The organism is Nocardioides zhouii (assembly GCF_004137345.1).
Taxonomy (GTDB): domain Bacteria; phylum Actinomycetota; class Actinomycetes; order Propionibacteriales; family Nocardioidaceae; genus Nocardioides; species Nocardioides zhouii.
Window position 1 is genome coordinate 114,714 of record NZ_SDWV01000006.1, and the last position, 17,597, is coordinate 132,310.

At 68.2% G+C, this 17,597-nt stretch carries 28 protein-coding genes; 3 read left to right on the forward strand and 25 right to left on the reverse strand.

What is annotated here, in order from left to right; genetic code table 11:
* Positions 1-154 precede the first annotated feature (154 nt).
* From EUA94_RS07800 to EUA94_RS07810, 3 genes are read left to right on the forward strand one after another with little or no spacing between them, the layout of a single operon-like run.
* Complete coding sequence (locus tag EUA94_RS07800) at positions 155-1,318, forward strand: FHA domain-containing protein (RefSeq protein WP_129426312.1); 1,164 nt, start codon at positions 155-157, stop codon at positions 1,316-1,318.
* Entirely contained in the window at positions 1,315-2,724 is a 1,410-nt protein-coding gene (locus EUA94_RS07805; RefSeq protein ID WP_129426313.1) for a serine/threonine-protein kinase, read from the forward strand. The genes EUA94_RS07800 and EUA94_RS07805 overlap by 4 nt, the downstream gene beginning before the upstream one ends.
* Positions 2,721-3,398, forward strand: a complete 678-nt coding sequence (locus EUA94_RS07810) for an HNH endonuclease family protein (protein ID WP_129426314.1) — start codon at positions 2,721-2,723, stop codon at positions 3,396-3,398. The genes EUA94_RS07805 and EUA94_RS07810 overlap by 4 nt, the downstream gene beginning before the upstream one ends.
* A gap of 15 nt (positions 3,399-3,413) precedes the next feature.
* On the opposite strand, the gene EUA94_RS07815 is transcribed toward EUA94_RS07810, so the two are convergent.
* The 25 genes from EUA94_RS07815 to rpsJ all read right to left on the reverse strand — a co-directional run bounded on the left by EUA94_RS07815 (position 3,414) and on the right by rpsJ (position 17,526).
* A complete protein-coding gene (locus EUA94_RS07815) occupies positions 3,414-4,442 on the reverse strand; it encodes a TerC family protein (RefSeq protein WP_129426315.1) in 1,029 nt (342 codons plus the stop codon).
* A 213-nt stretch (positions 4,443-4,655) separates the two neighbouring features.
* Complete coding sequence (gene map / locus EUA94_RS07820) at positions 4,656-5,480, reverse strand: type I methionyl aminopeptidase (protein ID WP_129426316.1); 825 nt, start codon at positions 5,478-5,480, stop codon at positions 4,656-4,658.
* A gap of 19 nt (positions 5,481-5,499) precedes the next feature.
* Positions 5,500-6,075 (reverse strand): adenylate kinase, encoded by a 576-nt coding sequence (locus EUA94_RS07825; protein ID WP_129426317.1) that lies wholly within the window; start codon positions 6,073-6,075, stop codon positions 5,500-5,502.
* Positions 6,076-7,371: a preprotein translocase subunit SecY gene (secY, locus tag EUA94_RS07830; RefSeq protein ID WP_129426318.1), complete on the reverse strand. Its 1,296-nt coding sequence runs from the start codon at positions 7,369-7,371 to the stop codon at positions 6,076-6,078.
* A gap of 186 nt (positions 7,372-7,557) precedes the next feature.
* Complete coding sequence (rplO, locus tag EUA94_RS07835; RefSeq protein WP_129426319.1) at positions 7,558-7,998, reverse strand: 50S ribosomal protein L15; 441 nt, start codon at positions 7,996-7,998, stop codon at positions 7,558-7,560.
* A 1-nt stretch (position 7,999) separates the two neighbouring features.
* Positions 8,000-8,182 carry a 50S ribosomal protein L30 gene (gene rpmD / locus EUA94_RS07840; RefSeq protein ID WP_129426320.1) on the reverse strand — a complete coding sequence of 61 codons (183 nt, stop codon included), beginning with the start codon at positions 8,180-8,182 and terminating at the stop codon, positions 8,000-8,002.
* On the reverse strand, positions 8,182-8,802 hold the full coding sequence (gene rpsE, locus EUA94_RS07845) for a 30S ribosomal protein S5 (RefSeq protein ID WP_129426321.1): 621 nt from the start codon (positions 8,800-8,802) through the stop codon (positions 8,182-8,184). The genes rpmD and rpsE overlap by 1 nt, the downstream gene beginning before the upstream one ends.
* Positions 8,803-8,848: 46 nt before the next feature.
* Entirely contained in the window at positions 8,849-9,232 is a 384-nt protein-coding gene (gene rplR, locus EUA94_RS07850; protein WP_129426322.1) for a 50S ribosomal protein L18, read from the reverse strand.
* A 1-nt stretch (position 9,233) separates the two neighbouring features.
* The gene (rplF, locus tag EUA94_RS07855) at positions 9,234-9,776 is read right to left on the reverse strand and encodes a 50S ribosomal protein L6 (protein WP_129426323.1); all 543 of its coding nucleotides are present in this window, start codon (positions 9,774-9,776) and stop codon (positions 9,234-9,236) included.
* 32 nt (positions 9,777-9,808) lie between these two features.
* The gene (gene rpsH / locus EUA94_RS07860; RefSeq protein WP_129426324.1) at positions 9,809-10,228 is read right to left on the reverse strand and encodes a 30S ribosomal protein S8; all 420 of its coding nucleotides are present in this window, start codon (positions 10,226-10,228) and stop codon (positions 9,809-9,811) included.
* 86 nt (positions 10,229-10,314) lie between these two features.
* Positions 10,315-10,500: a type Z 30S ribosomal protein S14 gene (locus EUA94_RS07865; protein ID WP_011757321.1), complete on the reverse strand. Its 186-nt coding sequence runs from the start codon at positions 10,498-10,500 to the stop codon at positions 10,315-10,317.
* A gap of 1 nt (position 10,501) precedes the next feature.
* Positions 10,502-11,065, reverse strand: a complete 564-nt coding sequence (gene rplE, locus EUA94_RS07870) for a 50S ribosomal protein L5 (protein ID WP_129426325.1) — start codon at positions 11,063-11,065, stop codon at positions 10,502-10,504.
* A gap of 1 nt (position 11,066) precedes the next feature.
* Entirely contained in the window at positions 11,067-11,420 is a 354-nt protein-coding gene (gene rplX, locus EUA94_RS07875; protein ID WP_242494727.1) for a 50S ribosomal protein L24, read from the reverse strand.
* Positions 11,421-11,423: 3 nt separating this feature from the next.
* On the reverse strand, positions 11,424-11,792 hold the full coding sequence (gene rplN, locus EUA94_RS07880; RefSeq protein ID WP_056599693.1) for a 50S ribosomal protein L14: 369 nt from the start codon (positions 11,790-11,792) through the stop codon (positions 11,424-11,426).
* 121 nt (positions 11,793-11,913) lie between these two features.
* Positions 11,914-12,198 (reverse strand): 30S ribosomal protein S17, encoded by a 285-nt coding sequence (gene rpsQ, locus EUA94_RS07885; protein ID WP_129426327.1) that lies wholly within the window; start codon positions 12,196-12,198, stop codon positions 11,914-11,916.
* On the reverse strand, positions 12,195-12,437 hold the full coding sequence (rpmC, locus tag EUA94_RS07890; protein WP_129426328.1) for a 50S ribosomal protein L29: 243 nt from the start codon (positions 12,435-12,437) through the stop codon (positions 12,195-12,197). The genes rpsQ and rpmC overlap by 4 nt, the downstream gene beginning before the upstream one ends.
* Positions 12,437-12,856 carry a 50S ribosomal protein L16 gene (gene rplP, locus EUA94_RS07895; protein ID WP_129426329.1) on the reverse strand — a complete coding sequence of 140 codons (420 nt, stop codon included), beginning with the start codon at positions 12,854-12,856 and terminating at the stop codon, positions 12,437-12,439. Before rplP ends, rpmC begins: the two co-directional genes overlap by 1 nt.
* 4 nt (positions 12,857-12,860) lie before the next feature.
* A complete protein-coding gene (rpsC, locus tag EUA94_RS07900; protein WP_129426330.1) occupies positions 12,861-13,682 on the reverse strand; it encodes a 30S ribosomal protein S3 in 822 nt (273 codons plus the stop codon).
* Positions 13,682-14,140 (reverse strand): 50S ribosomal protein L22, encoded by a 459-nt coding sequence (rplV, locus tag EUA94_RS07905; protein ID WP_129426331.1) that lies wholly within the window; start codon positions 14,138-14,140, stop codon positions 13,682-13,684. The genes rpsC and rplV overlap by 1 nt, the downstream gene beginning before the upstream one ends.
* Positions 14,137-14,418 (reverse strand): 30S ribosomal protein S19, encoded by a 282-nt coding sequence (gene rpsS / locus EUA94_RS07910; RefSeq protein WP_056599671.1) that lies wholly within the window; start codon positions 14,416-14,418, stop codon positions 14,137-14,139. The genes rplV and rpsS overlap by 4 nt, the downstream gene beginning before the upstream one ends.
* 5 nt (positions 14,419-14,423) lie before the next feature.
* The gene (gene rplB / locus EUA94_RS07915; RefSeq protein WP_129426332.1) at positions 14,424-15,260 is read right to left on the reverse strand and encodes a 50S ribosomal protein L2; all 837 of its coding nucleotides are present in this window, start codon (positions 15,258-15,260) and stop codon (positions 14,424-14,426) included.
* A gap of 25 nt (positions 15,261-15,285) precedes the next feature.
* Positions 15,286-15,591, reverse strand: a complete 306-nt coding sequence (gene rplW / locus EUA94_RS07920; protein WP_129426333.1) for a 50S ribosomal protein L23 — start codon at positions 15,589-15,591, stop codon at positions 15,286-15,288.
* Entirely contained in the window at positions 15,588-16,538 is a 951-nt protein-coding gene (gene rplD / locus EUA94_RS07925) for a 50S ribosomal protein L4, sunset domain variant (RefSeq protein WP_129426334.1), read from the reverse strand. Before rplD ends, rplW begins: the two co-directional genes overlap by 4 nt.
* Before the next feature lie 2 nt (positions 16,539-16,540).
* Positions 16,541-17,209 carry a 50S ribosomal protein L3 gene (rplC, locus tag EUA94_RS07930; RefSeq protein ID WP_129426335.1) on the reverse strand — a complete coding sequence of 223 codons (669 nt, stop codon included), beginning with the start codon at positions 17,207-17,209 and terminating at the stop codon, positions 16,541-16,543.
* An 8-nt stretch (positions 17,210-17,217) separates the two neighbouring features.
* A complete protein-coding gene (gene rpsJ / locus EUA94_RS07935) occupies positions 17,218-17,526 on the reverse strand; it encodes a 30S ribosomal protein S10 (RefSeq protein WP_008360994.1) in 309 nt (102 codons plus the stop codon).
* Positions 17,527-17,597: the final 71 nt, after the last annotated feature.

Genomic DNA, 17,597 nt, shown 5'->3' on the forward strand with positions numbered 1-17,597 from the left:
GCAGTCACCCAGAGGACAGTATGTAGGCAGTGCGGGTTCCGACAAGTCGCGACCGCGTGCGCCGGACGGGTGCGATGGGTGATGATGGACGCGTGGGCGCGTACGAGGGGAGCCGACGTTGATCGTGGACGCGAGGTACACCAGTGGGGCTGGTGTGCTTCTCGGGAGTGGCGCCCACTGGGTGCTGCTGACCGATCCGGCAGACGAGCAGATCGTCCAGGACATCTGGGACGTGCTCTCCATGACCGCGCCCGCCGGCTCCACGATCGTCGAGCGCGTGCTGGCCATCGTCGAGAAGGCCTTCGACGGTGACCCGCCCGGATTGGCCGTCGTCGACTTCACCTCAGGCGCCTCGACCTCCCTCTCGCGCGGCGCCGGTCACGTACGACTGGTGGGGCCCGGACGCGTGCTGAGCCTCGATGGCGGCGCCGATCCCGACGAGCTCAGCCCCACGCGCCGGCTCGTCGGCGGCGTCGTGGCGGCCCAGCGCGTCGAGCTCCGGCCGATCTCGACCCGCACCGCTCCGGCGCACCACGCCCAGGAGGTGGAGGCGCCGAGCCCGTCCGCCGCCATGATCGACGGGATCCCGGCCTCGATCCTCGCCGCCAAGGGGCCCGATGGTCCGCCGCCGCGCACCCGGGTCCGCCGGCGCACGGACGACACCGGCCCGGTGACCGACACGTCCGAGCCCGACCCGCTGCTCGCGGAGCGCATCGAGGAGGGCACCCGCACCACGATCCGGACGCCGTCCGAGCCGCACAGCGCGCCCGGGGCCCTCCCGGCCGGCGACGACGTGGATGACCACGACGGCTCCACGACCTTCCGGCCCGCGCACCTCTCGCACAGCACGTCACCCACGGTGCTGGCAGTCAGCTGTCCGCTGGGCCACCTCACGCCTCCCGCCGCACCTCAGTGCCGGGTGTGCCACCAGCGCGTAGCGCCGCAGGAACCGCGCCGGGTCGACCGCCCGACGCTGGGTGGCCTGCGGCTGCCGACCGGCGAGGTGGTGCCGCTCGACCGCGGCGTCGTCCTGGGCCGCAAGCCTGCGCCGGCCGACGGCAACACCGACTGGCCCCACCTCGTGCACCTGCCCAAGGACCACTCGTTCGTCTCGCGCCAGCACCTCGAGATCGAGCTCGACGGCTGGGACGTCGTCGCCCGCGACCTCGACAGCCGGGGCGGCACGACCATCGCCCCGCCGGGCCGGGAGCCGCAGCGGATGCGGCCCCGCGAGGCGTACGTCCTCGAGGCGGGCACCGTCCTCGACCTCGCGCAGGTCTACGCGGTCCGCTTCGAGACGGGGGCGGTTGCCCGGTGAGCGCCCCGGTCATCCCCGGGTTCGCGTTCGTCGAGCACCTGGGCAGCGGCGGTTTCGCCGACGTCTTCCTCTACGAGCAGCAGTGGCCCCGCCAGCGCGTCGCGGTCAAGGTCGTGCGACCCGACGTGCCCCTGACCGACCGGGAGAAGTACCTCTTCACCGCCGAGGCCAACGCGATGGCCCGGCTGGCCGACCACCCCTACATCGTCTCGGTGATCACCGCCGGCGTCACCGCCGAGGGCGGACGCCCGTTCCTGGTCATGCGCTACTGCCCGCCGCCGGACCTCGGCGTGCGGGTGCGCTCCCACCCGATGGCGCCCGTCGACGCGGTGTCCACCGGCATCAAGCTCGCCAGCGCGATCGAGACGGCCCACCGCTCAGGGATCCTCCACCGCGACATCAAGCCCAGCAACGTCCTGGTCACCAGCTATCACGAGCCGGCCCTCACCGACTTCGGCATCGCCGGCCACATGGCCGACGTCGAGGGCGACAACGACGTGCGGATCTCCTACCCCTGGTCGCCGCCCGAGCTCCTCGACGGCCGCTCCAACGGTTCGGTCGCCTCCGACGTCTACTCCCTCGGCGCCACCATCTGGCACCTGCTCGTCGGCCGCTCGCCCTTCTCGATCCCGTCCGGTGACAACTCGACCCGCGCGCTCAGCGCGCGCATCCTCCACGCCGCTCCCCCTGCCACCCAGCGCCCCGACGTCCCGCCGGCCCTCGACCGGCTGCTCCAGCAGTGCCTCGCCAAGCGGCCGGAGCACCGCCCGTCCAGCGCGCTCGAGCTCGCCCGGGCGCTGCAGCGGATCGAGTCGGCCGCGGGCTGGTCGCGCACCGCCGTGGCGGTCGAGGGCGACCGCCCCGACGCCTCCGTGGCGGCGCCGGAGGTCGCGGAGGCCCCGGAGGACGCGACGGCGATGAAGCCGGTGACGGTCATCTCGGCCAGCGGCCCCCGCCGCATCGCCGCCCAGGACCCGACGCCTGCGTCCACCGAGGACGACGACGAGACCAGTCGCGTGTCCGGACTGGTCTGGGCCGGCGTCGGCGCGCTCGTGCTGGCACTCCTCGTCGGCTTCCTCGTCTTCCGCGGTGACGGACGCGGCGAGGACCCCGGCGTCGTCGTGCCGACCGAGTCACTGGTGCCGAGCAGCGTCCTGCCCGACGAGCTGACCGCCGCGCCGACGCTCACCGGCAGGCGTACGCCGCGCGGCGTGGTGTTCGAGTGGAACCCGCCGGTCCCGGTCGAGCCCGGCGACTCGTTCAGCTATCACCGCGACGACACCGACGACTACGGCACCACGACCAAGCAGCAGCTGCTCGTACGCACCGACCGCCCGGTCTGCCTCGACCTGCGGATGCGCCGCGGGTCCGACAACTCGCCGAGCGCGAGCGAGTGCGTGTCATGAGGCTGCTGGTGGCGGCCGCGTGCGCCGTGCTGATGGCGGCACCGGCCACTGCCGCCGCGACACCGGACGCCGCGTCGCGGGCCACCCCCGGCGAGGAGCGGATCCTCGACCTCCTCGAGCGCGCCCGCATCGTCGACGAGATCGACTACCAGCCCGGCTACGACCGGGACTGCGACCCCGGCGGATGCGTCTTCGGCGAGCCCTGGACCGACGACCACGACGGCCCGAAGGGGCACAACGGGTGCACCACCCGCGAGGACGTCCTGCTCATGCAGATGAAGGACATCGAGATGCGGTGGGGCTCGGAGTGCCGCATCTACGAGGCGCGGCTGCGCGATCCCTACTCGGGCGAGCGGATGACGTGGCGCGACGACGGCTACTACATCTCCATCGACCACATCTACCCGCTGGCCCGGGCCTGGCACGGCGGCGCGTGGGCGTGGCCGCTGCGCAGGCGGATCGCCTTCGCCAACGACGTACGCCGCGAGCTGCTCGCCGTGTCGGCGCGCACCAACGAGGCCAAGGAGGCCGACGGGCCCGCCGAGTGGCTGCCGCCGTGGCGCCGCTCGCACTGCGACTACGTACGCCGCTACGTCCGCGCGGCCGTGGCGTGGGACCTGCCCCTCACCACGGCCGACGCGGACGCCGTACGACGCGTCGCTGCCACGTGTTGACGCCGAGCCTGCTGATCAGTCGTCTTCCCAGTCCCGGCGCGGACCGGTGGAGGCGTCCTGCTCCTCGGACGACATCCGGCTGGACACGAACAGTGACAGCGCGGCCGTGACCGCGAGCGTGGCCACGATGACGACGAGCGAGAGCCAGATCGGGATCTCCAGCCACGCGTAGTCGAGGTGCTCGCCGCCGTTGATGAACGGCAGCTCGTTCTCGTGCAGGGCGTGGAAGAACAGCTTGACGCCGATGAAGGCCAGCAGGAACGCGAGCCCGTACGACAGGTAGATCAGGCGCTGGAGCAGGCCGCCGATGAGGAAGTACAGCTGGCGCAGGCCCATCAGCGCGAAGATGTTGGCCGTGAGCACCAGGTAGGGCTCCTTAGTGATGCCGAAGATCGCGGGGATCGAGTCCAGCGCGAACAGCAGGTCCGTGGTGCCGAGCGTGACGATCACGATGAACATCGGGGTGATCATCCGCTTGCCGGCGTCGGAGTGGAACAGCTCGCGCCCGTGCCACTCGGAGGTGGCCGGGAAGCGGCGCTCGATGAACGCGACGAGCTTGTTCTCCTCGAACTCCTCGTCCTCGTCCTCGGCGCCCTCCTTGGCCAGCTTGAAGGCCGTGTAGACCAGGAACAGGCCGAAGAGGTAGAAGATCCAGCTGAAGTTGGTGATCGCGGCGGCGCCCACGGCGATGAAGATCGCGCGCATGAGCAGAGCCATCACGATGCCGATCATCAGGGCGTACTGCTGCAGCTCTCGCGGCACGGCGAACTTCGCCATGATGATGATGAAGATGAAGAGGTTGTCGATCGACAACGAGTACTCGACGAGCCAGCCGGAGTAGAACTCCAGCGCGTAGGTGCCACCGTTGGTGTACCAGACCCCGAGGCCGAAGAGCAGCGCCAGGCCGACGTAGATCGAGAGGTAGGTCGCGCACTCCTTCATGCTCGGCTCGTGCGGTCGGCGACCGACCACGGCGAGGTCGAAGGTGAAGATGGCGAGGGTCACCACGCCAGTGGCGATCCAGACCCAGGTGGGTACGTCCACGCTGATGCTCCTAGAGACGAAGGGGGGGATGAGGTCAGGGTCCGCGCAGCACACGGACGCCGGAGGTCTCTTCCGCTCGCACCTGACGCGCGAACCCGCGGTGCCGGGCCCCGCTCGCGCGAGAGCCGTGCTGACGACACCACTGTCGGGGAATACTCCCCTCCTGCACCGTCAGTCTCCCACGACCGGACGGCGGGGCGCCAAACGGAGGGATCAGCGTCCGCCGAATGGGACGCCCAGCTCGGCGAGGCGGGCCTCACCACCGTCGACGGCGGTCAGCACCCAGGACCCCTCCGGGGTGACGGTGAACGTGTGCTCGAAGTGGGCCGCCATCGACCCGTCGACGGTGGCCACGGTCCACTCGTCCTCGAGCAGGTCGGTGGACTTGGAGCCGAGGGTGATCATCGGCTCGACGGCCAGGGCGAGCCCCTCGACGATGGCCGGGCCGCGTCCGCGGCGGCCGTAGTTGGGCACGTTGGGTGCCATGTGCATCTCGGTGCCGATGCCGTGGCCGGTGTAGTCCTCGAGGATCCCGTAGCGGCCCTGTGAGCGGACGTGGGTCTCGATGGCGTGGCTGATGTCGGTGACGCGACCGCCGAGGCGCGCCGCGGCCATGCCCCGCCACAGCGACTCCTCCGTCACCCGGAGCAGCTCGCGTACGTCGTCGGGGACCTCGCCGACCGGGACGGTGATCGCCGCGTCGCCGTGCCAGCCCGCCACGATGGCGCCGCAGTCGATGGACAGGATGTCGCCGTCGACCAGCGTGCGCGACCCCGGGATCCCGTGCACGACCTCGTCGTTGACCGAGGCGCAGATCGTCGCCGGGAAGGGCGGGTGGCTGTAGCCCTTGAACGACGGGATGCCGCCGTGGTCGCGGATGTGCGTCTCGGCGAGGGTGTCCAGCTCGAGGGTCGTCACGCCAGCACCAGTGGCCCGCCGGAGCAGCTCGAGGGTCTCCCCCACGAGCCGACCCGCGACCCGCATCAGGTCGATCTGGTCGCGCGTCTTGATCTCGAGACCACGGTCCCGGAAACCCATCGCAGCAGTCCTGCCCGGATCAGCTCTGGGGGATCTCGTCGAGGGCGTCGAAGATGCGCTGGGTGACGTCGTCGACCTCGCCCATCCCGTCGAGCTCGACGAGGATCCCGCGCTCGCGGTAGACACCGATGAGCGGCTCGGTCTGCTCGGTGTAGACCTCCTGCCGGCGCCGGATCACGTCCTCGGTGTCGTCGGTGCGACCGTCGGTCTGCGCCCGCTGCAGCAGCCGCTGGACGAGCTCCTCGGGGTCGACCGTCAGCACCACGACGGCGTCGAGCTTGTGCCCGGTGAACGCGATCATGCCGTCGAGCTCTTCGACCTGGGCCAGCGTGCGCGGGTAGCCGTCGAGCAGGAAGCCGGGCTCGGCGTCGGACTCGTCGATGCGGTTGCGCACCATCTTGTTGGTGACCTCGTCGGGGACGTACTCCCCCGCGTCCATGAACCGCTTCGCCTCGACGCCGAGCGGCGTGCCCTGCGAGACGTTCGCGCGGAAGATGTCACCGGTGGAGATAGCGGGCACCCCGAAGTGCTCGGCCACGAATCGGGCCTGGGTGCCCTTGCCCGCGCCGGGCGGGCCCATGAGGATCAGTCTCATCTACTTCAGGAATCCTTCGTAGTTGCGCTGCTGGAGCTGGCTCTCGATCTGCTTCACCGTGTCGAGCGCAACGCCGACCATGATGAGGATGGACGTGCCACCGAACGGGAAGTTCTGGTTGGCCTGGATCATCGCGAACGCGATGAGCGGGACCAACGAGATCAGGCCGAGGTAGAGAGCTCCAGGGAACGTGATGCGGGACAGGACGTAGGACAGGTAGTCCTCGGTCGGCTTGCCCGCCCGGATCCCGGGGATGAAGCCGCCGTACTTCTTCATGTTGTCCGCCACCTCGACAGGGTTGAAGGTGATCGAGACGTAGAAGTACGTGAAGAAGATGATGAGCGCGAAGTACATGATCATGTAGAGCGGGTGGTCGCCACCGACGAGGTAGGTGCCGATGAAGTCCAGCACCGGGTTGGTGCTCTCCGGGTTGAACTGCACCGCCATCGCCGGGAGGTAGAGCAGCGACGAGGCAAAGATGACCGGGATGATGCCGGCCTGGTTGACCTTGAGAGGGATGTACGTCGAGTTGCCGCCGAACATCTTGCGGCCCACCATGCGGCGGGCGTACTGCACCGGGATGCGGCGCTGCGCCTGCTCGATGAAGATGACGGCCGCGACCAGGATGAGGCCGATCACCATCACGATGCCGAAGACGACCCAGCCCTTGGAGGTCTGGACGCTCCAGAGCGACGCCGGGAAGGTGGCGACGACCTGGGTGAAGATGAGGATCGACATGCCGTTGCCGATGCCGCGGTCGGTGATGAGCTCACCGAGCCACATGATGACCGCGGTGCCGGCGGTCATGGTGACGACCATGACGAGGAACGTCGAGGTGCTGTTGTCGTGCAGCAGGTCGAGGTCACAGCCCTGGAGCAGCGCCTTGTTGCGCGCCAGCGCCACGATGCCCGTCGCCTGCAGGACCGCGAGGCCGAGCGTGAGGTAACGGGTGTACTGCGTGATCTTCGCCTGACCGGCCTGGCCCTCCTTCTTCAGCGCCTCGAGCCGTGGGATCACCACGACGAGCAGTTGCAGGATGATCGAGGCCGTGATGTAGGGCATGATCCCCAGCGCGAAGATGGTCAGCTGGAGCAGCGCACCTCCGGAGAAGAGGTTGATGAGGCTGTAGAGGCCCCCCTCCTCGAGCTGGCTGATGCACTGCTGGACGTTGGCCACGTGGACACCCGGGGTGGGCACCTGCGATCCGAGCCGGAAGATCGCGACGATCAACAGGACGAACAGCAGCTTCTTCCGCAGGTCCGGAGTCCGGAAAGCGTTGGCGAAAGCGCCTAGCACTGGTTCCTCTTTCATTCGGTGGCCCGGCCGGGATCAGCGGGCAGCGAGACCCCCACCGTCGTACGGCGGAGAGCCCGGGGAAGCCTAACAGCCGGTGTTCGACCCGCTTCCCCGCTAACGACGAAGGCCCGGCCGACAGTTCCCACTGTGCGGCCAGGCCTTCACCGGATGAGCGTGATCGTGGCGTCAGGCCACGGTCGTGGTGCCGCCTGCAGCCTCGATCTTCTCCTTGGCCGAAGCCGAGAAGGCGTCGACGCTGACCTGGACGGCCACCGAGATGTCGCCCTGACCCAGAACCTTGACGGGCTGGCCCTTGCGGACGGCACCCTTGGCCACGAGGTCGGCGACGGTCACGGAGCCACCGTCGGGGAACAGCTCGCCGAGGCGGTCGAGGTTGACGACCTGGAACTCCACGCGGAAGGGGTTCTTGAAGCCCTTCAGCTTGGGCAGGCGCATGTGGATCGGCATCTGGCCACCCTCGAAGGCAACCGGGACCTGGTAGCGCGCCTTGGTGCCCTTGGTGCCTCGACCGGCGGTCTTGCCCTTGGAGCCCTCACCGCGACCCACGCGGGTCTTGGCGGTCTTGGCTCCCGGAGCGGGACGCAAGTGGTGCAGCTTGAGCGTCATGTCACTCCACCTCCTCAACCGTCACGAGGTGACGGACCGTGTTGACCATGCCCCGGATCTCCGGGCGGTCTTCCTTGACGACGACATCGCCGATCCTCTTGAGACCGAGCGAGCGCAGCGTCTCGCGCTGGTTGGCCTTGAGACCGACCAGTCCGCGCTTCTGCTGGACCTTGAGCTGTGCCATTACTGCTGCACTCCCGCCGTCGCCTCGAGCAGACCCTCGGCACGCGCCTTGAGCAGCGCGGCCGGGGCGACGTCCTCGACGCGCATGCCGCGACGAGCCGCGACCTGCTCCGGCTCCTCGAGCATGCGAAGCGCCTCGACCGTCGCGTGGACGATGTTGATCTGGTTGGACGAACCGAGCGACTTGCTCAGCACGTCGTGGATGCCGGCGCACTCGAGCACCGCGCGCACCGGGCCACCGGCGATCACGCCGGTACCGGGGGCGGCGGGACGCAGCAGGACGACGCCTGCAGCCTTCTCGCCCTGCACCGGGTGCGGGATGGTGCCCTGGATGCGGGGGACCTTGAAGAAGTGCTTCTTGGCCTCCTCGACACCCTTGGCGATCGCCGCGGGAACTTCCTTGGCCTTGCCGTAGCCGACGCCGACGAGACCGTCACCGTCACCCACGATCACGAGGGCGGTGAAGCTGAAGCGACGGCCACCCTTCACGACCTTGGCGACACGGTTGATCGCCACGACGCGCTCGATGTAGACAGACTTCTCAGCCTGGCCACGACCGTTGTCGCGTCCGCGACGGTCACCCGAGCCACCGCTGCGCTGTCCGCGCTGGGCTCCGCTCATGAGATGTGCTCCATATCTAAGGTGTGCTCTCTGGTCGCGTAGGCGATCAGAAGGACAGGCCGCCCTCCCGGGCGGCATCGGCGAGGGCCGCGATGCGGCCGTGGTACTTGTTGCCGGCGCGGTCGAAGACGACGTCTTCGATCCCCGCGGCCTTGGCACGCGTGGCCACCAGCTCGCCGACCTTCTTGGCCTGCGTGGTCTTGTCGCCGCCAGTGGTGCGGACGTCGGCCTCCATGGAGGAGGCGTACGCCAGCGTGGCGCCGGCCAGGTCGTCGACGACCTGCACGGAGATGTGACGCGCCGACCGGGTGACCACCAGGCGCGGACGCTCGGTGGTGCCGTTGATCCGCTTGCGGCCCCGCGCCTGACGGCGCAGGCGGGCACGGACACGGGTCGCCGTGTGCTTGTTGTTGCTCAGTGAGATAGCCATGTCACTTACCGGCCTTTCCGACCTTGCGGCGGATGTGCTCGCCGGAGTAACGCACGCCCTTGCCCTTGTAGGGCTCAGGCTTGCGCAGCTTGCGGATCTTGGCCGCGACCTCACCGACGAGCTGCTTGTCGATGCCGACGACGCCGAGCTTGGTCGGGCCTTCGGTGGTGAAGGTGATGCCCTCGGGCGCGTCGAAGATGATGGGGTGGGAGTAGCCGAGCTGGAACTCGAGCTGCGTGGGGCCCTTGGGCAGTACGCGGTAACCCACGCCCACGATCTCGAGCTTCTTCTCGTAGCCCTCGGTGACACCCACGACCATGTTGTTGATCAGGGTGCGGGTGAGGCCGTGGAGCGAGCGACTGTTGCGCTCGTCATCGGGGCGGTTGACCGAGAGGACACCGTCCTCGGCCTTCTCCACGACGATGGGAGAGGCCACAGTGTGGCTCAGGGTGCCCTTGGGGCCCTTGACGGTGACCGTTGCCGAGTCGATGGCTACATCGACACCGGACGGGACCGGGATGGGGAGCCTGCCAATACGCGACATGCTTGTTTCTCCTTCTGGTCTTGTAGTCCGGATTACCAGACGTAGGCGAGGACTTCGCCGCCCACGCCCTTCTGGTTCGCCTGGCGGTCGGTCAGCAGTCCCTGCGACGTCGAGATGATCGCGACGCCGAGTCCACCGAGGACGCGGGGCAGGTTCGTGCTCTTGGCGTAGACACGCAGACCGGGCTTGCTGATGCGGCGCACGCCGGCGATCGAGCGCTCCCGGTTGCGGCCGTACTTGAGGGTGACGGTCAGCGTCTTGCCGACGGCGGGCTCGCCCTCGGCGTTGGCGTTGTCGGCCACGTCGTAGGAGGTGATGTAGCCCTCCTGCTTGAGGATCTCCGCGAGGCCGGCCTTCATCTTGCTGTAAGGCATCGACACCACGTCGTGGTACGCCTGGTTGGCGTTGCGCAGACGGGTGAGCATGTCTGCGATCGGGTCAGTCATCGTCATGATGTGGTTCTTTCTCGTCGTGGTTTCCCCCAGCTCGCAGCCGGGGGACCTTCAACGTGTTGAGGTGGTGAGAGAGGAGACCGAGGTCACCAGGAGGACTTGGTGACGCCCGGCAGCTCGCCGCGGTGGGCCATCTCCCGCAGGCAGATCCGGCACAGGCCGAACTTGCGGTAGACGGCCTTCGGGCGGCCGCAGCGCTGGCAGCGGGTGTAGCCGCGGACAGCGAACTTCGGCTTGCGAGCGGCCTTGACCTTGAGCGCAGTCTTCGCCATGTCAGTTCTCCTTGAACGGGAAGCCGAGCTGCTTGAGCAGCGCGCGCCCCTCGTCGTCGTTGGTGGCGGTGGTCACGATGGTGATGTCCATGCCGCGCGACCGGTCGATCTTGTCCTGGTTGATCTCGTGGAACATGACCTGCTCGGTGAGACCGAAGGTGTAGTTGCCACGCCCGTCGAACTGCTTGGGCGAGAGACCGCGGAAGTCGCGGATGCGGGGCAGGGCGAGCGAGAGCAGGCGGTCGAGGAACTCCCACATGCGGTCGCCGCGCAGCGTGACGTGTGTGCCGATCGGCATGCCCTCACGCAGCTTGAACTGCGCGATGGACTTGCGGGCCTTCGTCACGGCCGGCTTCTGGCCGGTGATCGCGGTGAGGTCCTTGATGGCGCCGTCGATCAGCTTGGAGTCGCGAGCAGCCTCGCCGACACCCATGTTGACCACGATCTTGGTCAGGCCAGGCACCTGCATGACGTTCGCGATGTCGAACTCCGTGCGCAGCGCGGGGAGGATCTCCTCGCGGTAACGCGCCTTGAGCCGAGGAATCTCGTTCTGGGTCTCGGCCATGTCAGATCTCCTTGCCGGTCTTGCGGGACACGCGGACCGAGCGGTTCGCCGCGTAGGTCGAGCCGTCGGGACGGCGCTTGGTGACCTCGTCGCGGCGGAAGCCGATGCGGGTGACGCCGTCACCCTCGACCAGCATCACGTTGGAGACGTGAATCGGGGCCTCACGGGTGATGATGCCGCCGGTCGTGCCGGTCTGCTGGACGGACTTGGTGTGGCGCTTGACGAGGTTGACTCCCTCGACGATCACGCGGTCCTCCTCGCGGAGCACCGTGATGACCTTGCCCTGGGCACCCTTGTCCTTGCCTGCGATCACCTTGACGGTGTCGCCCTTCTTGATGTTCATGTGCTTACCCATCTCTCACAACACCTCCGGGGCGAGCGAGATGATCTTCATGAAGCGCTTCTCGCGCAGCTCGCGGCCCACGGGGCCGAAGATGCGCGTTCCGCGAGGCTCGCCGTCGTTCTTGAGAATGACGGCGGCGTTCTCGTCGAAGCGGATGTAGGAACCGTCGGCGCGGCGACGCTCCTTGACGGTGCGTACGACCACGGCCTTGACGACGTCGCCCTTCTTGACGTTGCCACCGGGGATCGCGTCCTTGACGGTGGCGACGATGACGTCACCGATGCCGGCGTAGCGACGGCCAGAGCCACCGAGAACACGGATGCAGAGGATCTCCTTCGCACCGGTGTTGTCGGCGACCTTGAGTCGCGACTCCTGCTGGATCATTGGTTTCTCCTGGTTGTCGAGCTGGTTCTCACACCCTCACGGGGTGCGAGCCTGGCCGAACTGGTGGGGTTTCGTTGCGTGCGGGCCGGGTGGGATGAGCGGGGCTCACCTCACCGGTGGCTCACTTCGCCTTTTCGAGGACCTCGATGAGGCGCCAGCGCTTGGTGGCCGACAGCGGACGGGTCTCCATGATGAGGACCCGGTCGCCGATGCCGCACTGGTTGGTCTCGTCGTGCGCCTTGAGGCGCGAGGTCTTGCGCAGCACCTTGCCGTAGAGGGCGTGCTTCACGCGGTCCTCGACAGCGACGACGATGGTCTTGTCCATCTTGTCGCTCACGACGAGGCCCTCGCGGGTCTTGCGCTGGTTGCGCTCGCCGGTGGTCTGGGTCGCAGTGTTCTCGGTCATGCCTTCGCCTCTTCGTTGGTGCCCGGCGTCGTGCGGATGCCGAGCTCACGCTCGCGCAGCACGGTGTAGATCCGGGCGATGTCCTTCTTGACCACGCGCAGCCGGCCGTGGCTGTCCAGCTGGCCGGTGGCCGCCTGGAACCGGAGGTTGAACAGCTCCTCCTTGGCCTCGCGCAGCTTGGCCTCCAGGTCGGTGGCGTTGAGCTCGTCGAGCTCGTGGGCGATGAGCTTGGTAGCCATCAGAATTCACCGGCCTCTCGGGAGATGAACCGGCACTTCATCGGAAGCTTGTGCATCGCGCGGCGCATGGCCTCACGAGCAGTCACCTCGTCGACACCGGAGAGTTCGAACATGACGCGGCCGGGCTTGACGTTGGCCACCCACCACTCGGGGGAACCCTTACCGGAACCCATGCGGGTCTCGGCAGGCTTCTTGGTCAGCGGGCGGTCCGGGTAGATGTTGATCCAGACCTTTCCGCCACGCTTGATGTGACGGGTCATGGCGATACGGGCCGACTCGATCTGTCGGTTGGTCACGTAGTGACCCTCGATCGCCTGGATGCCGAAGTCACCGAACGCCAGGGTCGTACCGCCCTTGGCGGCACCACGACGCTTCGGGTGGTGCTGCTTGCGGTGCTTGACGCGACGGGGCATCAACATGAGGTCAGGCCTCCTGTCCGGTGCTCGGTGCGGCCTCGGCAGCCGGGGCGGCTGAGGTCTCAGCAGCGCCCTCGGTGCGAGGAGCGCGGTCGCCGCGGGTGCCACGGCTCGGGCGCTCGGCGCCACGGTTGGTGGTGGGACGACCGCCGCGACCGGGAGCACCGGCGCGGGCGGCCTGCTGGGCCTGGCGCTCGGCACGGGTGCCGGCGACCTCGCCCTTGTAGATCCAGACCTTCACGCCGATGCGGCCGAAGGTGGTCTTGGCCTCGTAGAAGCCGTAGTCGATGTCGGCGCGGAGCGTGTGCAGGGGCACGCGGCCCTCGCGGTAGAACTCCGTACGCGACATCTCGGCGCCGTTGAGACGACCCGAGCACTGGATCCGGATGCCCTTGGCACCCGAGCGCATCGAGGTCTGCATGGCCTTCTTCATCGCACGACGGAACTGCACGCGACCGGAGAGCTGCTCGGCAACTCCCTGGGCGACGAGCTGGGCGTCGATCTCGGGGTTCTTGACCTCGAGGATGTTGAGCTGGACCTGCTTGCCGGTGAGCTTCTCGAGCTCGCCGCGGATGCGGTCGGCCTCGGCGCCACGGCGACCGATGACGATGCCGGGACGCGCGGTGTGGATGTCCACCCGGACGCGGTCGCGGGTGCGCTCGATCTCGACCTTGGAGATGCCGGCCCGCTCCATGCCCTTGGAGAGCAGCTTGCGGATCGCGACGTCCTCGCCGACGTACGCCTTGTAGAGCTTGTCGGCGTACCAGCGGCTCTTGTGGTCGGTGGAGATGCCGAGGCGGAACCCGTTCGGGTTGATCTTCTGACCCATCAGGCACCCCTTCCGTTCGTGTGGGTGGGGCCGTTCTTGCCGTTCTTGGACGTCTTGGTGACGAACTCGGCCGGCTGCACCGCGAGGGTGATGTGGCTCGTGCGCTTGTTGATGCGGGTCGCCCGACCCTGGGCACGCGGACGCCAACGCTTCATCGTCGGGCCCTCGTCGACCATCGCGACGGTGACGAGCAGGTCGGCCCGGTTGAGGCCCTCCGTGGTCTCAGCGTTGGCGACGGCGCTCTCCAGCACCTTGTAGACGGTCTCGGAGGCTGCCTGCGGCGCGAACTGCAGCAGGGTCAGGGCCTCGTCGACCTGGAGGCCGCGGACCATGTTCACGACACGGCGGGCCTTCATCGGGGTGATCCGCACGTAACGCGCGCTGGCATAGGAGCCCGGCTGGTCGCCGAGCAACGTGCTGCGGCGCGCACTGGTGCGGCTGCGCTCGGTGGTGCTCATCGACGGCGTCCCTTCCGGTCTTCCTTGACGTGCCCGCGGTAGGTGCGGGTGGGGGCGAACTCCCCGAGCTTGTGGCCGACCATGGAGTCGGTCACGAAGACAGGGACGTGCTTGCGACCGTCGTGCACGGCGATGGTGTGACCGATCATGTCGGGCACGATCATCGACCGGCGTGACCAGGTCTTGATGACGTTGTGGCTGCCCTTCTCGTTCTCGGCGTCCACCTTCTTCTGAAGGTGGTCGTCGATGAAGGGGCCCTTCTTCAGGCTGCGAGGCATGTCGGTTACTTCCTACCCTTGCCGGACTTGCGACGACGGATGATCTGGGAGTCGCTGGCCTTGCGCTTGCGCGTACGGCCCTCGGGCTTGCCCCAGGGGGAGACGGGGTGGCGACCACCGGACGTCTTGCCCTCACCACCACCGTGCGGGTGGTCGACCGGGTTCATGACGACACCACGGACGGTCGGGCGGACGCCCTTCCAGCGCATGCGGCCGGCCTTGCCCCAGTTGATGTTGGACTGCTCGGCGTTGCCGACCTCACCGATCGTCGCGCGGCAGCGCACGTCGACGAAGCGCATCTCGCCCGAAGGCATGCGGAGCGTCGCGCGGCTTCCCTCGCGGGCGACCAGCTGGGCCGAGTTGCCGGCCGAGCGGGCGATCTTGGCGCCGCCGCCCGGACGCAGCTCCACGCAGTGGATGGTCGAACCGACCGGGATGTTGCGCAGCGGGAGGTTGTTGCCGGGCTTGATGTCGGCGTTGGGGCCGGACTCCACCGGGGTGCCCTGCTCGAGGCCCTTGGGGGCCACGATGTAGCGCTTCTCGCCGTCGGCGTAGTGCAGCAGCGCGATGCGGGCGGTGCGGTTGGGGTCGTACTCGATGTGAGCGACCTTGGCCGGCACGCCGTCCTTGTCGTAGCGACGGAAGTCGATGATGCGGTAGGCGCGCTTGTGCCCGCCACCCTTGTGACGGGTGGTGATGCGGCCCTGGTTGTTGCGGCCACCGTTCTTGGGCAGCGGACGCGTCAGCGACTTCTCGGGCGTGGTCCGGGTGATCTCGACGAAGTCGGCCACGGACGAGCCACGACGGCCCGGGGTGGTCGGCTTGTACTTGCGGATTGCCATAGTCAGTTCCTAGTCAGGAGCCCGGTCAGGAGACCGGACCTCCGAAGATGTCGATGCGGTGACCCTCGGCGAGGCTGACGATTGCGCGCTTGGTGTTCGGACGCTTGCCCAAGCCGTACTTGGTGCGACGCGTCTTGCCCTGGCGGTTGATCGTGTTGACCGAGGTGACCTTGACGCCGAAGACCTTCTCGACCGCGATCTTGATCTCGGTCTTGTTGGCGTCCGGGTGGACGATGAAGGTGTACTTGTTGGCGTCGAGCAGGCCGTAGCTCTTCTCCGACACGACCGGGGCGATCAGGACGTCGCGGTGGTCCTTGTGCAGGGTGCTCACTTGTCGTCCTCCTCGGTCTTGTCGGCGGCGGTTCCGCCACCGGCACGCGTGAAGCCAGCGGCCTCGGCGTCCTCAGCGCTCTTGAACCAGAACTCGGCCTCGGTCGCGGCGTACCACTGACCGTCGGGCTCGTGGTAGAGACCCGAGTCGGCGTTGCCCTTGACCTCGTAGCCCTTGGGAGCGTTGCCGCTCTTCAGCGGGGCCTTCGCGCCCTTGGGCAGCGCGGGGGCCTCGTCGGCGGACTCGTCGGCAGCCGGGACGTCGGCGAACGCCTTGACCTCGGCCTTGGCCGCAGTCGTGGTGTCGGCCTTGGCAGCCGTCTTCGTCTCGGCCTTGGCCGGAGCAGCGGTGGACGCGCCGCTCACGAAGACGTCGTAGGCGCCCTGGGTGAACACCACGTCGTCGGCGTTGAGCACGTCGTAGGTGTTGAGCTGGTCGACGGCGACGATGTGGACCTCGGGCGCGTTGCGCAGCGAGAGCCAGGTGACCGCGTCGGAGCGCTCAAGCACCACGAGGTAGCCCACGCGGTCGGTCAGCGTGATCAGCGAGGCCAGCGCGTTCTTGGTGGAGGGCTTGTCGCCCGTCACCAGCGCGTCGACCACGTGGACACGACCGTTGCGGGCCCGGTCGGAGAGGGCACCGCGCAGGGCGGCGGCCTTCATCTTCTTGGGGGTGCGCTGGTCGTAGCTGCGCGGCTGCGGGCCGTGGACGACGCCACCGCCGGCGAACTGCGGAGCGCGGGTCGAGCCCTGACGGGCGCGGCCGGTGCCCTTCTGCTTGTAGGGCTTGCGGCCACCACCGCGCACGTCGGCGCGGGTCTTGGTGGCGTGCGTGCCCTGACGCGCGGCAGCCTGCTGCGCGACGACGACCTGGTGGATCAGGGGAATGTTGACCTCGACGTCGAAGATCTCGGCGGGGAGGTCGACCTTGATGGTCTTGACAGCCATGCTCAGGCCTCCTTCACGGTGCTCTTGGCGGCCGAGCGCAGGACCACGAGGCCACCGCGGGGGCCGGGGACGGCGCCCTTGAGGAGGATGAGGCCCTTCTCGGCGTCGACGGCGTGCACCGTCAGGTTCTGCGTGGTGACCGTGTCGCTACCCATGCGGCCGGCCATCCGAGTGCCCTTGAACACGCGACCGGGGGTCGCGCAGGCGCCGATGGAACCGGGCTTGCGGTGGTTGCGGTGGGCACCGTGCGAGGCGGACACGCCGTGGAAGCCGTGACGCTTCATGACGCCAGCGAAGCCCTTGCCCTTGCTGGTGCCGGTGACGTCGATCTCCTCGCCAGCGGCGAAGGTGTCGACGCTGAGCTCCTGGCCCACGGTGTAGGCGGCGGCGTCAGCAGTGCGGATCTCGGCGACGTGGCGACGCGGGGTCACCCCGGCCTTGGTGAAGTGACCGGCCTCGGGGGAGTTGACCTTGCGGGCCTCGATCTCGCCGTAGCCGACCTGGATGGCGTTGTAGCCGTCCACCTCGGGCTGGCGGACCTGGGTCACCACGTTGGTGCTCGCGGAGATCACGGTCACGGGGACGACCTTGTTGTTCTCGTCCCAGAGCTGGGTCATGCCGAGCTTGGTGCCCAGCAGACCCTTCACGTTGCGTTCAAAAGTGTTCGACATGTCGGCCCTCAGAGCTTGATCTCGATGTCGACACCGGCAGGCAGGTCGAGTCGCATCAGCGAGTCGACGGTCTTCGGCGTCGGGTCGATGATGTCGATGAGGCGCTTGTGGGTGCGCATCTCGAAGTGCTCGCGGGAGTCCTTGTACTTGTGGGGCGATCGGATGACGCAGTACACGTTCTTCTCGGTCGGCAGCGGCACAGGGCCGGCGACCTTCGCACCCGTACGGGTGACGGTGTCCACGATCTTCCGCGCCGAGGTGTCGATCACCTCGTGGTCATAGGCCTTGAGCCTGATGCGGATCTTCTGTCCCGCCATAGGTCCCTGTCCTTCGATCTCGTACGCCTGGTCTGGTTTCGGCTCTTCGCCCCTGCTGGGCGAGTGCCGCC